General features: G+C 67.5%; 15 protein-coding genes and 1 pseudogene. 4 read left to right on the forward strand and 12 right to left on the reverse strand.

All coding sequences use genetic code 11. The annotated features are described in order from the left end of the window. Positions 1-62 precede the first annotated feature (62 nt). The 8 genes from B4U45_RS11755 to B4U45_RS11790 form a co-directional block, all read right to left on the reverse strand. Positions 63-1451, reverse strand: coding sequence for a DUF6779 domain-containing protein (locus B4U45_RS11755; RefSeq protein ID WP_122526531.1), 1389 nt, complete (start codon positions 1449-1451; stop codon positions 63-65). A 109-nt stretch (positions 1452-1560) separates the two neighbouring features. Continuing rightward, the gene (locus tag B4U45_RS11760; RefSeq protein WP_075549057.1) at positions 1561-2037 is read right to left on the reverse strand and encodes a DUF3180 domain-containing protein; all 477 of its coding nucleotides are present in this window, start codon (positions 2035-2037) and stop codon (positions 1561-1563) included. Continuing rightward, entirely contained in the window at positions 2037-2564 is a 528-nt protein-coding gene (folK, locus tag B4U45_RS11765) for a 2-amino-4-hydroxy-6-hydroxymethyldihydropteridine diphosphokinase (RefSeq protein ID WP_075549058.1), read from the reverse strand. Before folK ends, B4U45_RS11760 begins: the two co-directional genes overlap by 1 nt. Continuing rightward, positions 2561-2962, reverse strand: a complete 402-nt coding sequence (gene folB / locus B4U45_RS11770) for a dihydroneopterin aldolase (protein ID WP_075549059.1) — start codon at positions 2960-2962, stop codon at positions 2561-2563. The genes folK and folB overlap by 4 nt, the downstream gene beginning before the upstream one ends. Then, positions 2955-3797, reverse strand: a complete 843-nt coding sequence (folP, locus tag B4U45_RS11775) for a dihydropteroate synthase (RefSeq protein ID WP_082275604.1) — start codon at positions 3795-3797, stop codon at positions 2955-2957. The genes folB and folP overlap by 8 nt, the downstream gene beginning before the upstream one ends. Then, the gene (gene folE / locus B4U45_RS11780) at positions 3794-4402 is read right to left on the reverse strand and encodes a GTP cyclohydrolase I FolE (RefSeq protein ID WP_075549061.1); all 609 of its coding nucleotides are present in this window, start codon (positions 4400-4402) and stop codon (positions 3794-3796) included. Before folE ends, folP begins: the two co-directional genes overlap by 4 nt. A 17-nt stretch (positions 4403-4419) precedes the next feature. Further along, positions 4420-6663: an ATP-dependent zinc metalloprotease FtsH gene (gene ftsH, locus B4U45_RS11785; protein WP_075549062.1), complete on the reverse strand. Its 2244-nt coding sequence runs from the start codon at positions 6661-6663 to the stop codon at positions 4420-4422. 287 nt (positions 6664-6950) lie between these two features. Beyond that, positions 6951-7364 (reverse strand): VOC family protein, encoded by a 414-nt coding sequence (locus tag B4U45_RS11790; protein ID WP_075549069.1) that lies wholly within the window; start codon positions 7362-7364, stop codon positions 6951-6953. Positions 7365-7549: 185 nt separating this feature from the next. On the opposite strand from B4U45_RS11790, the gene B4U45_RS11795 reads away from it, so the two are divergent. The 3 genes from B4U45_RS11795 to B4U45_RS11805 are packed head-to-tail and all read left to right on the forward strand — an operon-like array spanning position 7550 to position 10721. After that, on the forward strand, positions 7550-8515 hold the full coding sequence (locus tag B4U45_RS11795) for an alpha/beta fold hydrolase (RefSeq protein ID WP_075549063.1): 966 nt from the start codon (positions 7550-7552) through the stop codon (positions 8513-8515). After that, entirely contained in the window at positions 8512-9702 is a 1191-nt protein-coding gene (locus B4U45_RS11800) for an LLM class flavin-dependent oxidoreductase (protein ID WP_075549070.1), read from the forward strand. Before B4U45_RS11795 ends, B4U45_RS11800 begins: the two co-directional genes overlap by 4 nt. Next, positions 9702-10721, forward strand: a complete 1020-nt coding sequence (locus B4U45_RS11805; RefSeq protein ID WP_075549064.1) for a zinc-binding dehydrogenase — start codon at positions 9702-9704, stop codon at positions 10719-10721. The genes B4U45_RS11800 and B4U45_RS11805 overlap by 1 nt, the downstream gene beginning before the upstream one ends. Before the next feature lies 1 nt (position 10722). On the opposite strand, the gene B4U45_RS11810 is transcribed toward B4U45_RS11805, so the two are convergent. The 4 genes and pseudogenes from B4U45_RS11810 to B4U45_RS11825 form a co-directional block, all read right to left on the reverse strand. Further along, complete coding sequence (locus tag B4U45_RS11810) at positions 10723-11007, reverse strand: WXG100 family type VII secretion target (RefSeq protein WP_075549065.1); 285 nt, start codon at positions 11005-11007, stop codon at positions 10723-10725. A gap of 28 nt (positions 11008-11035) precedes the next feature. Continuing rightward, positions 11036-11332, reverse strand: coding sequence for a WXG100 family type VII secretion target (locus B4U45_RS11815; RefSeq protein WP_075549066.1), 297 nt, complete (start codon positions 11330-11332; stop codon positions 11036-11038). Positions 11333-11405: 73 nt separating this feature from the next. Continuing rightward, on the reverse strand, positions 11406-12578 hold the full coding sequence (locus B4U45_RS29865; RefSeq protein ID WP_075549067.1) for a PPE family protein: 1173 nt from the start codon (positions 12576-12578) through the stop codon (positions 11406-11408). 562 nt (positions 12579-13140) lie between these two features. Further along, positions 13141-13437: pseudogene (locus B4U45_RS11825) on the reverse strand (PE family protein); the annotation flags it as partial. Positions 13438-13636: 199 nt separating this feature from the next. Between B4U45_RS11825 and B4U45_RS11830 the strand changes: the two are divergent. Beyond that, positions 13637-13987 carry a hypothetical protein gene (locus B4U45_RS11830; protein WP_075549842.1) on the forward strand — a complete coding sequence of 117 codons (351 nt, stop codon included), beginning with the start codon at positions 13637-13639 and terminating at the stop codon, positions 13985-13987. Positions 13988-13999: the final 12 nt, after the last annotated feature.

Below are 13999 nucleotides of genomic sequence, written 5' to 3' on the forward strand. Positions count from 1 at the left end.
CTGTCGTTCGTTCCAGTCCCTTGATTGAGCGGGTACCGGACGGTCACTAAAACTGTAGTCGATCAGCCGCTGCGGCGGCGACGCCGGCCACCACCGGACGGCTGGACCTGCAGCCGGGCCAGCAGGTCCGCGACCGACTGACCACCGGTTTGCGCGTCGGAGCCATGTGCTCCCGCCGCGGGCTCCGGCTCCGGGCTGCGATGGCGGGCAGCCGGTTCCGGAGGCGGCGGCGCGGCCAGGCGGGGCGGCGGCGGCGCAGTGGGCCGCGCAGCGGCCGGCGGAGGCGGAGCGGTCGAGGGAGGCGGAGCGGGAGGCGGCGCGGCAACCGGACCTGGGCCTTCCGCCCTGCGGGCCGATCCCAGGCTCCCCACGCCATGGTCGCGGTACTCCGTCGAATGGCGAGATCGTGACCGGCGACCACCGTAATCTCCGGGCACCTCGACGTGGCCCAGGCTGATGTCCCCCTGATCTTCCTCCGGTCTGGTATGCCGGTAACGCCGCCGGCGGCCCGACGACTGGGCAGGCGGCGCGGCGGCGGGTTCCCCGGACGCCCAGTGACTGCCGGGCGCCCCGGGCGGTATCCAGTGTCCATCGGCGGCGACGGGTTCCCATGACGATGCCGATTGTGGCTCCGGTCGTGGCTCCGGTTGCGGCGGCGGGGGCGGTGGCCGATGACGAGGCTCATACCGCGGACCGGGCGGGGCCGGCGCGGTTTCGTAGGGCAGCCCGACCCGCTCGGCGGAGTGTTTCGTTCCTGCGGGCTCGGCGGGCGGCGGCAATGGTCCCGCTGGAGGAGCATCCCGGTCGTCGTATGGGGGCATTCCCACCTCGGGCACGTCGATGATCGCTTCCTCGGCACGGTTGACCGCTTCACCCGGGCGAACCACCGCGACCCGGTCGATGGATACCCAGTCGGCGGACGGGCCCCGCCCATTCTGGACCCGATCGGCCACCGCACGTGAGCGGCGCGTCTCTGTTGCCCCCGTCTTGTCCATGGGCTCCAGCGCCGGACGGTGTTCGAAGTCCGTGTCGAACAAGATCTCCAGACTGGTCCGCAACGCGGTCAGTTCCGCTCGTAGCGCGGCCACCTCGTCGGCGGCCGCACCGCGCAGTTCGGCGGCCAGCTCGCGGCGCAGGTGCGACTCGACCGTCAGCTCGTACTCGCGGCGAGCCGAGATTTCGCGATCCAACTGCAAGTCGTAAACCAGCTTCAGATCGCGTGCCCGTGCCTGCTCCGCATCGGCTTGCCGGCGGTACAGCACCGACACGAAAGCACCGGCGACGGCAGCCCACAGCGCCAGGATTACCGCGAGCTTGAGCAGTTCTACGCGGTTGGTGAAAACCAGTGCCGAACTGGCCGCAATCGCGAGGACCAGCAACGTCGTCAAGAGCACCCAACCCGGCCTGCGGCCGCCGCGCCGGACCCGGGCGCCGCGGGACAGAACGGTCATGGCCTGACTGTACCCGGGCAGCGCCGTCCGCGTGTCGCGCCGGTCCGGCGATTCTTCAGCCGATTCGACGGGCCGCCAGCAACGTCGGCGAGCGATGCCTGGCAACCGGTTAGGTTTCGGCCCCCTCGCCGCCCTCGGTGGGATCCTGCGGAGACTTGCAGCAGTGTTGCAGCCACAGCGCGGCAACCACCAACGCCAGCGCGCTGCCGGCGGCCACGACGGTTCCGGTGGTGTCTTCGACGGCAACCCGCTGCCATGACCGCCGCGGCAATAGGTACACCAGCACCCCAATCCACCAGCCGAGCACCAGGGCGCCCACCCACGCCGATGCCTTGGCGACCATCAGACTGCGGGCCACGGCGAGCGGGTGCAGTCGGCCGGGCCCGTCGCCGATCTCGCCGTCACCGATCTTGGTCCGGATGTAGCGAGCCCACAACGCCTCGGCGATCGCGACGCCGAGCAGCGACAGCCCGGTCCACACCGTGATCCGCGGAAACCACCGGAACAACACCATGACCAGCAGATAACCGCCCACCGCAGCCGCAATCACCGCGGCCATCAGATCGCGTTTGCGGGTGGGGCCCATCAGTTTCCCAAGGTCAGGGCCGTCAACCGGACACCCGCCCGATCGGCGGGCTGAAGTTCAGCCAGCAGCTCGGCGACGGGTCGCGGACCGTCCGGCAGCGGCACTTCGGCCGCCGGATCGACGTCCAGCCACGGAATCATCACGAAGGCCCGCAGGTGTGCCAGTGGGTGCGGTAGCCGCAGATCGCTGTCGTCGGAGAGCACGTCCACTCGGCCGGACGGGGTGATCTCGGCGCAGGTGACCAGGTCGACGTCCAGCGTTCGCGGACCCCAGCGCTCGTCGCGCATCCGGCCCGCGGCCCGCTCGAACTCGTGAGCCCGGCACAGCCACGCGTGGCAGTCACGATCCGGGTCGTCGGCAATCAGCACCGCGTTGAGAAACGGATCCTGCTCGATGCCGCCCCACGGGTCGGTCTCGTACACCCGGGACGCCGCGACAAACGCATCACCGAGCCCGTCGACGACCGACCGAAGATGCGCGAGGCGGTCACCGAGGTTCGAGCCGATCGACAGCACTACCCGCGTCATACCGCCCCGCCCGCAGGGACCACCGATCCGCGGCCGCCACGCCGCGACCGCCGGGTCACCACCGCTATGTCGGCGAACGGCAGCGGGATGGGGGCCTGCGGCTTGTGCACCACCACCTCGACGGCGTGCACGCGCTGGTCTTCCATCACCTCGTCGGCGATCTCGGCGCCGACCGTTTCGATGAGGTTGCGCGGCGTCCCGCCGACAATATCGCTGGCTCGCTGCGCCAGCCCGATGTAGTCGTAGGTGTCGGCCAAATCGTCGCTGCGGGCCGCGTCGACCAGATCGATCCACATGGTGATGTCGACGACGAAGCGCTGCCCGGCCACCCGCTCGTGGTCGTAGACCCCGTGTTTGCCGTGAACAATCAAGCCGCGCAGCTCAATTCGGTCAGCCATCGCGCTCGGTCCCTTCAACTCGCTGCCATGCTTCGACCACCTTGAGGGCGTCGACCGTTGCCCGCACGTCGTGTACCCGCACGCCCCAAGCCCCGTGCAGGGCAGCCAGCGCCGAAATCACCGCCGTGGCCGTCTCGCGCCCGGCAGGCGGGCGGGTGGTGCCGTCGGGCCCGGCGAGCAAGCTACCGATGAAACGCTTGCGCGAGGCACCCAGCAAAACGGGAAACCCGGTGGCGACCAACTCCGGCAGGGCCCGAAGAAGTGCCCAATTGTGTTGTCCCGTCTTGGCGAAACCGAGGCCCGGATCGATCACCAGCTTCGCCGGGTTGACGCCGGCGGCTACCGCGTCGTCAACGGCTGCCATCAGTTCGCCGCGCACTTGCGCCACCACGTCGCCGTAGTCGGGCACCTGGTGCGGGTTGGCCGCCGACACCGGCCGCCAGTGCATCAGCACCCACGTCACCCCGGCTTCGGCCACCAACGGCGCCATCGCCGGATCGGCCCGGCCGCCGGACACGTCGTTGACCAGTTGCGCGCCGCTTTCCAGCGCCGAGCGCGCGACGGCGGCGTGCATGGTGTCGATGCTGACCGTAACTCCCTGTGCAGCAAGCTCTTTCACCACCGGTAGCACTCGGGCCGTCTCGACACCCGGGTCGACGCGGGCAGCGCCGGGCCGAGTGGACTCGCCGCCGACGTCGACGATGTGGGCGCCGTCGGCAACCAGCGCCAGACCGTGCTCCACGGCGCCGGCGGCATCGAGGTAACGCCCGCCGTCCGAGAACGAGTCGTCGGTGACGTTGACGACACCCATGACCTGCACAGGCGCCGGGGTCACTTACGCAGGATGAGATCGAGCGCTTCGGCTCGAGAAGCGGCATTGGTTTTGAACAGACCACGCACCGCTGAGGTCGTCGTGACGGCACCGGGCTTGCGGACCCCGCGCATCGCCATGCACAGATGTTCGGCCTCGACGACGACGATGACGCCCCGGGGTTCCAGCTTCTTCACCAGCGCGTCGGCGATCTGGCTGGTCAGCCGCTCCTGCACCTGCGGCCGCTTGGCATACAGGTCTACCAGCCGGGCGATTTTGGACAACCCGGTCACCCGGCCGTCCTCACCCGGGATATAGCCGACGTGGGCCACACCGTGAAACGACACCAGATGGTGTTCGCACGTGGAGTACATCGGTATCTGCTTGACCAGCACCAGCTCGTCGTGGTCTTCGTCGAACATGGCGTTGAGCACCGCGTCGGGGTCGGTGTAGAGCCCGGCGAAGATCTCCTTGTAGGCGCGGGCGACGCGTGCCGGAGTGTCCCGCAAACCGCCCCGGTCCGGGTCCTCGCCGATGGCGCACAGCAATTCACGAACGGCGGCCTCGGCGCGCGGCTGGTCGAACGCCCGCGGGAGGGACGACGTGGGGCGAGAATCCAGCTGCGTCATGGCAATCCTCCGTTTCGTCAGCCGTGCGCCGACGGATTGGACCGGCTGACGTCCTTATTCTGCTGGTCGGAAGGCTCATCGGGGTCCGGTTCGGATTTTTCTGGCAGACGATAACCCGGCGCCGGCTGCGGCCGGCCGGGCGACGACGGTGGTGGTGGCCATCCCGGAGCGTGCCAGTCCGCCGGTGCACCGTAGTCGGGCTGGTAGGCCGATCTGTCCTCCCGGTCCAATCCGTTGCCGCCGCCGGCGGCTGACTGGGCACCCTGTGCTGCTTCGGCCGCGCGGGTAGCCCGCGCGATCGCTTGCTTGAACGCCGGCTCTTTCAGCGGCGGTGGCCACGGCTCGCCGCGTTCCATGGCGAGCTCGCCGGGTGTCTTGATGGGCGGCTTGTCCGAGGGAATCCGGCCGCCGAAGTCGTCGAACACGGTGAGCCGGGGCCGCTTTTCGACGTTGGCGAAGATCGCCTCCAGCTCCGGCCGGTGCAGGGTTTCCTTTTCCAACAGCTCACCCGCCAGCGTGTCGAGCACGTCGCGGTATTCGGTGAGGATCTCCCACGCCTCGGTGTGCGCCGCCTCAATGAGCTTGCGCACTTCTTCGTCGATTTCGCGGGCAACCTCGTGCGAGTAGTCGGACTGCGTGCCCATCGAGCGGCCCAGGAACGGGTCGCCGTGCTCGGTGCCGTATTTCACCGCCCCGAGGCGGGCGCTCATGCCGTACTCGGTGACCATCGCGCGGGCCACCTTGGTCGCCTGCTCGATGTCGGACACCGCGCCGGTGGTCGGCTCGCGAAACACCAATTCCTCCGCAGCACGCCCACCCATCGCGAACACCAGCTGCGCGATCATCTCGGAGCGGGTCCTCAGGCCCTTGTCCTCCTCGGGCACCGCCACCGCGTGGCCGCCGGTGCGGCCGCGGGCCAGGATCGTCACCTTGTAGACGGGGTCGATGTCGGGCATCGCCCAGGCCGCCAGGGTGTGGCCGCCCTCATGATAGGCGGTGATCTTTTTCTCGTGCTCGCTGATGATCCGCCCTTTGCGGCGTGGGCCGCCGATCACCCGGTCCACCGCCTCCTCCAAGGCGGGACCGGTGATGACGGTGCCGTTCTCCCGAGCGGTCAGCAGCGCCGCCTCGTTGATGACGTTGGCCAGGTCGGCGCCGGTCATGCCGACGGTCCGCTTGGCCAGCCCGTCGAGGTCGGCGTCCGGGCCGATCGGCTTGCCCTTGGAATGCACTTGCAGCACCGCGCGGCGACCCGCCAGGTCCGGGTTGGTCACCGGGATCTGCCGGTCGAATCGGCCGGGCCGCAGCAGCGCCGGGTCCAGGATGTCGGGCCGGTTGGTGGCCGCGATCAGAATGACGCCGGCACGCGGGTCGAAGCCATCCATCTCGACCAGCAGCTGGTTGAGCGTCTGCTCGCGCTCGTCATGGCCGCCGCCCAGGCCGGCACCGCGCTGGCGGCCCACCGCGTCGATCTCGTCGACGAAGATGATGCAGGGGTTGTTCTGCTTGGCCTGGTCGAATAGGTCCCGGACGCGCGAGGCGCCGACACCGACGAACATCTCGACGAAGTCGGACCCGGAGATGGTGAAGAATGGCACGCCTGCCTCGCCTGCGACCGCCCGGGCCAGCAGCGTCTTGCCGGTGCCCGGTGGGCCGTAGAGCAGCACACCCCTGGGGATCTTGGCGCCCAGCGCCTGGTAGCGGCCGGGGTTCTGCAGGAAATCCTTGATCTCGTAGAGCTCCTCGACGGCTTCGTCGACACCGGCAACGTCGGCGAACGTCGTCTTGGGCATGTCCTTGTTGAGCATCTTGGCCCGGGACTTGCCGAAACCGAAGCCCATCCGCGCGCCGCCCTGCATGCGGGAGAACATCACGAACAGCCCCACCAGCAGCAGCAGGGGAAGCACGTAGACCAGCAGCTCGCCCAGGATGCTGCCCTGGTTGACGACGGTGCTGACCTTGGCGTTTTTCGCGGTCAGCGCGTTGAACAGGTCGACGGCGTAGCCGGTGGGGTACTTGGTGATGACCTTGTCGGATCCGTCGGTGTCGTTGTTGCCCTTCTTCAGGGTCAGCCGCAGCTGCTGCTCGCGGTCATCAATCTGCGCGCTCTTGACGTTGTCGCTGTTGATCTGAGCCACCGCCACCGAGGTGTCGACGGGCTTGTAACCGCGGGTGTCGTCACTGAAATAGAAGAACGACCAGCCCAGCAGCACCACGACGGCGATCGCCGTGACGGTGCGGATCACGTTTTTTCGATTCATCAATCATCGGCCGTGCCGGCCAGGTCCTTCCGGATTCACGCAGCTGGAAATGTCAAGGTTACCGTCCCGTGGCGATCGCAAGCCCAGCTCGACGGGTCTAGCCGGGCTAGCGGGTCGGCACAGCCCTGCTGCGTCAACGTCCGGCGGTTCCCGCCAGGGTTCCCGAGCATCGCAACCGCCGCGGGGATATTGGTCACATCAGCGCCCGCGGTTGGCTGGTCACGGTCTTCCAGCGTGACGTGGCCCACAGATCGCGCGACCGGGGCGCTCGGCCATCGGGTGGGCAGTTACTCGTAGTAGCGCGCCTCGATCACATTGCCGTCCGGATCGGCGAAGTAGTAGCCCTGCGGCGCCCAGCCGCGAGCGCCGAAGCTGAGGTTCAGCCGCGCGCCGGTGTCGATGCCCGCTGCCTGCAGACGTTCGTCGAGGGCGTCGTACTCGGTCTTCGACATGGCGAGACAGACGTGGTTGACCGGATGGCCCGCGCTGCCGGCGACCCTGGTCATCGACTCGGTAGCCGCGGCACTTCGCACGGGGATGAGGTCGATGATGGAGTCCTCGCACACCCGCACACTCGGGAACGGCGCAGTTCCGCCTTCGAACTCGTCGAACCGTACCGGCGTAAGCCCGACCACCCTGGAGTAGAAGTCCATTGCCGCCCGCACGTCTTTTGTCCATAGCACTATGTGGTCCAGCCGCATCAGCCGATGATGCGCGGCGCCGGTCACGATATCCAGTCCGCGCTTCCATCTGACCGACCGACCGTTGCACCCAGCGTGAAACTGCTGCGAAATTCAAGCCGAATTTTCGCAGCGGTTTCACGCTCGGCGGAGCCCTACCCAGATGGGGCCTTCCCGCTCCGGTGCCGTTGTGATTTGGTGAGACGGTGGCTCTATCAACCGAACGGTTAGTCGATACCAATGGTGTACAGCTGCGGGTGGTCGAGGCCGGAGATCGCGGCGCACCCGTGGTGATACTGGCCCACGGCTTTCCCGAGCTGGCCTACTCCTGGCGGCACCAGATTCCCGCACTGGCCGCCGCCGGCTACCACGTGCTGGCTCCGGATCAACGCGGCTATGGGGGTTCGTCGCGTCCGGAGGCGATCGAGGCCTACGACATTCACCAGTTGACGGCCGACCTGGCGGGTTTGCTTGACGACGTGGGCGCGGAGCGCGCGGTCTGGGTGGGTCACGACTGGGGTGCCGTGGTGGTGTGGAATGCGCCGCTGTTGCACCCCGACCGGGTCGCGGGAGTCGCCGCATTGAGCGTTCCACCGCTGCCCCGCGCTCAGGTGCCGCCCACCGAAGCGTTTCGCAAGACGTTCGGAGAGAACTTCTTCTACATCCTCTATTTCCAGCAGCCGGGTGTGGCCGATGCTGAGCTCGATGGTGACCCGGCCCGCACGATGCGCCGAATGATCGGCGGTTTGCGACCACCGGGCGACCAGAGTTCGGCACTGCGCATGCTGGCGCCCGGACCTGAGGGCTTTATCGACCGGCTGCCGGAGCCGGAAGGGCTGCCGGACTGGATCAGTCAGGACGAACTGGACCACTACATCAGCGAATTCGCTCACACCGGTTTTACCGGCGGGCTCAACTGGTATCGCAATTTCGACCGCAACTGGGAGACAACGGCCGAACTCGCTGACGCCAAAATCTCGGTGCCGTCACTATTTATTGCTGGGACCGCGGACCCGGTGCTGTCCTTCACCCGTACCGACCGCGCTTCGGAGGTGATCAGCGGCCCCTACCGCGAGGTGCTGATCGACGGCGCCGGGCACTGGTTGCAGCAGGAGCGGCCCGACGACGTGAACGCGATACTACTCGAGTTCCTCAACGGGGTGCAGTGGTGACGGGTGCGCCGCTTCGCTTCGGCGTCTTCATCACACCGTTTCACCCGACCGGCCAATCCCCCACGGCGGCACTGGAATACGACATGGACCGGGTGGTCGCGCTGGACCGCCTGGGCTTCGACGAGGCCTGGTTCGGCGAACATCACTCCGGCGGCTACGAGCTGATCGCCTGCCCGGAGGTCTTCATCGCGGCCGCGGCCGAGCGGACCAAACACATCCGGCTGGGCACCGGAGTGGTCTCGCTGCCCTACCACCATCCGCTGATGGTGGCCGACCGCTGGGTGCTGCTGGATCACCTGACCCGTGGCCGGGTCATGTTCGGCACGGGCCCCGGCGCGCTGCCGTCGGACGCCTACATGATGGGCATCGATCCCATCGACCAGCGCCGGATGATGCAGGAGTCTCTGGAGGCGATTCTCGCCTTGTTCCGTGCCGCGCCGGACGAACGTATCGACCGCCATTCCGACTGGTTCACCCTGCGCGAGGCGCAACTACATATCCGGCCGTACACCTGGCCGTACCCTGAGATCTCAACGGCGGCAATGATTTCGCCGTCCGGGCCAAGGCTGGCCGGAGCGCTGGGCACGTCGCTGCTGTCGCTGTCGATGTCGGTGCCCGGCGGGTATGCCGCACTGGAGAACACCTGGGGAGTGGTGTGCGAGCAGGCCGCCAAAGTCGGACGGGACGAGCCCGATCGTCGCGACTGGCGAGTGCTTTCCATCATGCATTTGGCCGACACCCGGGACCAGGCTCTCGACGACTGTATCTACGGGTTGCCCGATTTCTCGAAGTACTTTGGCGCGGCGGGGTTTGTCCCGCTATCCAACGCGGTCGAGGGCACGCAATCCACCCGGGAATTCGTCGAAGAGTATGCCGCCAAGGGGAATTGCTGCATCGGCACACCTGAGGACGCTATCGCCCACATCGAGGACCTGCTGGACCGCTCGGGCGGCTTCGGAACGCTGCTGTTGCTCGGCCACGACTGGGCGGCGCCACAGGCGACTTTTCACTCCTATGACCTGTTCGCCCGCAAAGTGATCCCCTATTTCAAGGGTCAGCTCGAAGCGCCCCGCGCGTCGCACGAGTGGGCCAAGGGCAAGCGTGAGGACTTGATCGGCCGGGCGGGCCAGGCGGTCGTCAAGGCCATCAACGAGCACGTGGCCGAGCACCAAGGCGGTGAAAGCTGATGCGCGCCTCGGTGTTACGAAATGGGCGCATGGTGTACCGGGACGACGTGCCCGACCCGGCGCCCGGCCCGGGCCAGGTACTGGTCAAGGTGCTGGCATGCGGTATCTGCGGTTCTGACCTGCATTTCGCCGCGCACGGCGAGGAAATGCTGGCGCTCACCGATCAGATGTCGCGCGGCGCCGGCGGACCCAACGTCGATCTGAACCGTGACGTCTTCATGGGTCACGAATTCAGCGCCGAGATACTCGAAGCGGGACCCGATACCGAAACCCAGCCACCCGGAACGTTGGTCACGTCGATTCCGGTGTTGCTGTCGGCCAAGGGTTTCGAGCCGATCATCTACAGCAACGACACAATCGGCGGCTATGCCGAACGGATGCTGCTCTCGGCACCGCTGCTGCTGCCCGTTCCGAATGGCCTCGATCCCAAACATGCCGCCCTCGCCGAACCCATGGCGGTGGGATTGCACGCCGTCAACAAGTCGGGCATTGCCCCCGGCGAGGCGGCCCTGGTGCTTGGTTGCGGTCCGATCGGTATGTCCATCATCGCAGCACTTCGGTTGCGCGGCGTTGAAACCATTGTGGCAGCTGACTTTTCGTCGAAGCGACGGGAACTGGCGACGACGATGGGAGCGCATCGGACGGTAAACCCGGCACAGGGCTCGCCATTTGACACCGTCAAGGCTGCAGTGGTTTTCGAGGCGATCGGCGTGCCGGGGATCATCGATGAGGTGTTGCGACGGGCGCGGCCGGGCACGCGGCTGGTCGTGGCCGGAGTGTGCATGCAGACCGACACCATGCATCCGTTCTTCGCGATTGCCAAAGAGATCAACGTGCAGTTCGTGCTCGCCTACGGCCCGGATGAATTCGCCGAGTCACTGCGTGCGATCGCCGAGGGCGATATCGACGTCAGCCCGCTGATCACCGGGGAGGTCGGCCTGGACGGGGTCGGTACGGCCTTCGACGACCTCACCGACCCCGAGCGGCACTGCAAGATTCTGGTCACGCCCCAGGCTTAGCTTAGGCCCAGCTGGAGCCGACCGCACCGTCGGTGTTGGCCATATTGGCCCCGGCGGCTTGCACATTGGCGCCATGAGCATTGGCTTGCTCGTAAATGACCTGGAAATTGCGGCCCAATTGGGTGATGAACTCCTGGCAGGCCGCCGACCCGGCGCCGCCCCAGAAGTCCCCGGCGGCAACGACGTCACGAACGATGGCCTGGTGCTCGGCTTCCAATGAGGCGGCTTGTGCGCGAATGGTGGCGCCGTGGGCGTCGACATCGCCGAACTGATAGCTGATTGTCATGTCGGTGTTCTCCTGTCGTGGAATCGGCTCAGCTGCCGAGGATCTGCTGGGACGCTTGCTCTTGCTGCTCGTAGTTGCCGGCGTCGCGGACCAGTCCGTCGCGCACCCCGTGCAGCATGGTGACGATGTTGCGGAAGGCCTGATGCATCTGGCCCATGGTGTCGTAAGAGCTCGCCTCTGCCGTACCGGCCCAGCCCGCACCAGAGATGTTCTGCGCGGACGCCCACATCCTGCGGGCCTCGTCTTCCACGGTCTGGGCGTGCACCTCGAAACGGCCCGCCATGTCCCGCATCGCGTGCGGGTCGGTCATAAAACGTGCGGTCATGTTGAATGCCTCCTTGAAGAATCGTCGAATCTGATGTCGATCACCGGTAACTCGAGAGCGTCGCCCCCTCTCCTCAGCCGACCACGCTGCGCGGCAACACGGCCAGGGCCGGCATGGCTACGCCGAACTCTCGCGTCTGCATGAACCGCACCGTTTCCGCGGGGATGCCCCGGGTCATCATTGGCGCCGCCGTACCGGCACCGGTGATCGGCGTGGCCGCAGCCGCCGGAGCGGCCGCAGCTTCGGGCGCGGACGCGGCCCAGCTCGGCGGCACCGACAGACTTCCGACCGAACCGGCCTGACCCATACCGGCCGTCAACGGCACCATGGTCCGACCCGGGGCCAGCATCTCCGGCACGCGAGTCGGGGGCAGCACCGGCATCTCGGGCACCCGCATGGGTGCGGTGGGAATGGGCGTCGCCGGTCGAGGGACCGGGGCCGGGGTGTGCATCGGCCTCGCCGGAGACGGGCTGGGTGCTGCCGGTTGTTGCAGCCCGCCAGTTCCGGGTGCGCCCATGCCGGCGCCCTGGCCAGCCTGGCCGAAGGTGCCGCCCAAGAGGCCCACAAGTTGGCTAATGCCGGTTTGGAAGCTGCTACGCAGCGATGACGGAATCGTCGCCAGCGTGTTGGCCGCTTGACCGGCCAGGCCCTGGATGGCGCCTTGCAGGTTGGTGACGGCGACCTCGCCGGCCGCGACCGCACTGCCGACCAGGCCGGCCACATTGGTCGTGGCAGGCGCCACCGCCATCGGGGTCAGCATGGCCGCCGCTGATGCCGCGCCGGCGTAGGCATACATTGCGGCGGCGTCTTGAGCCCACATCTCGGCGTAGTGCGCCTCCGTGGCCATGATCGCCGGCGTATTGATGCCCAGGAAATTCGTCGCGACCAGCGACGCGAGCAACGCCCGGTTAGCCGCAATCACCGGCGGTGGCACGGTGGCCGCAAACGCAGCCTCGTGCGCGGCCGCGGCCACGGTCGCCTGCGTTCCCGCCTGCTCGGCCTGCACGGCGGTGGAGTGCATCCAGCCCACATACGGTGCGGCGGCGGCGGCCATGGCCGCCGAGGACGGGCCCTGCCATCCCGCGTCGGCAAGTTCGGCAATCACCGAGCCGTAGCCCGTCGCGGCGGAGCGCAACTCGGCAGCCAGGCCATCCCAGGCCGCCGCCGCGGCCAGCATCGACGCCGACCCTGGTCCTGCATACATCAGCCCCGAGTTGATTTCCGGGGGTAAGGCACCGAAATCCATTGCTAATCCCTCCTTTTGAGTGGTTATCGGCTGTACGACGGCTGCGCTAGTGAGTCCCGGCATAGCTACCGCGCCCGTAGGACGCCGAGTGACGGTCGTAACCGCCATAGGGGTCATAGCCGCCATAGCCGCCATGGCCCCCGCCATAGCCGCCGCCATGGGTGGTCGAGTGACGGTCGTAGCCGCCATAGGCGCCATAGCCCTCGCGATACGGCGTTGTGCTGGCAGGCTCGGCGGGCGTCGGGCGAGTGGGCATCCGATCGGGAGTCGGGTGGGCAGGCATCCGATCGGGCGTCGGGTGGGCAGGCATCCGATCGGGCGCCGGGCGGGGCGCCGGGCTGGTAGGTGACGGGCGGTCGGGCGCCGGGCGGGTAAGCGTCGGGCTCGGGGGTGCCTGGCGCGGCGCCGGGGTAGGTGCCATCCGGGGCGTCGGGCTCTTGGGCGCCGGGGTGGGTGCCATCCGGGGCGTCGGGCTCTTGGGCGCCGGGGTGGCGGGCGCCGGACTGATAGGTGAGGGGCCGACTGGTACCGGTTGCATGGGTACACCGGACGTTGACCCGCTGCCGGCGTGGGTCGCATTGGCGGCCTCGGTTGCTGCATACCAATTGCCGCTCAATCCCAAGGCTTTGACGAATTGCTCATGGATCAGCTGGGCCTCTGCGCTGATCGCCTGGTACAGCTGGCCGTAAGCGGCGAAGCTCGCCGCCGTCACCATCGATACCTCGTCGGCTGCCGCCGGGATCACTCCGGTGATGGGAAGCGCCGCGGTCACATTGGCCGCACTGACGGTCGAGCCGATCGCTTCCAGCCGGCCAACCGCCGCCATCAGCAGTTCCGGCAGCGTGATCACAAAGGACATGTGGTTTCTCCTCCTCCTACCGCGGTGCCGAAGTCCGGCACAGCTAGTACCCGTATTGACTGGGTCATCCCCGTAGCGGATACGGTGTCATAAATTATGACTATTTGTCTAGTCCTAGATCTCTGATTCGTGTTTCTAACCCGAGACTCTCTGGTGAGGATGCTTTGACCGTCTTTTGGCATCGGGCTAGGCTTGACCCGTGCCGAGGACCAACGCTGCCGGGTGGGGGCTCAAGCGCCTGCTTGAAGCAACGCTGAACCGTGACATCACCGTCGAGCAGTTGCGCGATGCCTGCGGGGTGACCAAAGGCCGGTGGTATGGGGGAAGCGGGCGCGCGAACGCCGAGGACTTCCCGGACGCCGAGGAAGCCAGGCGCGCGGCGCATGCATTCGGCCTCAGCGCCACCTGGCTCCAAATGGAACTGGGCCTCATCACTGCCGAGGATGTGCAAGAGGCCTTGGACGGGTCACAATCGTTGGACCCGTTCCGGGTGACGACTCGACAGCGAGTGCTGGCACCCAATCCGACGGCCGAGCCGCCGCGCACCTAACGGTGGTCGACG

This window comes from Mycobacterium persicum (genome assembly GCF_002086915.1).
Taxonomy (GTDB): Bacteria; Actinomycetota; Actinomycetes; order Mycobacteriales; family Mycobacteriaceae; genus Mycobacterium; species Mycobacterium persicum.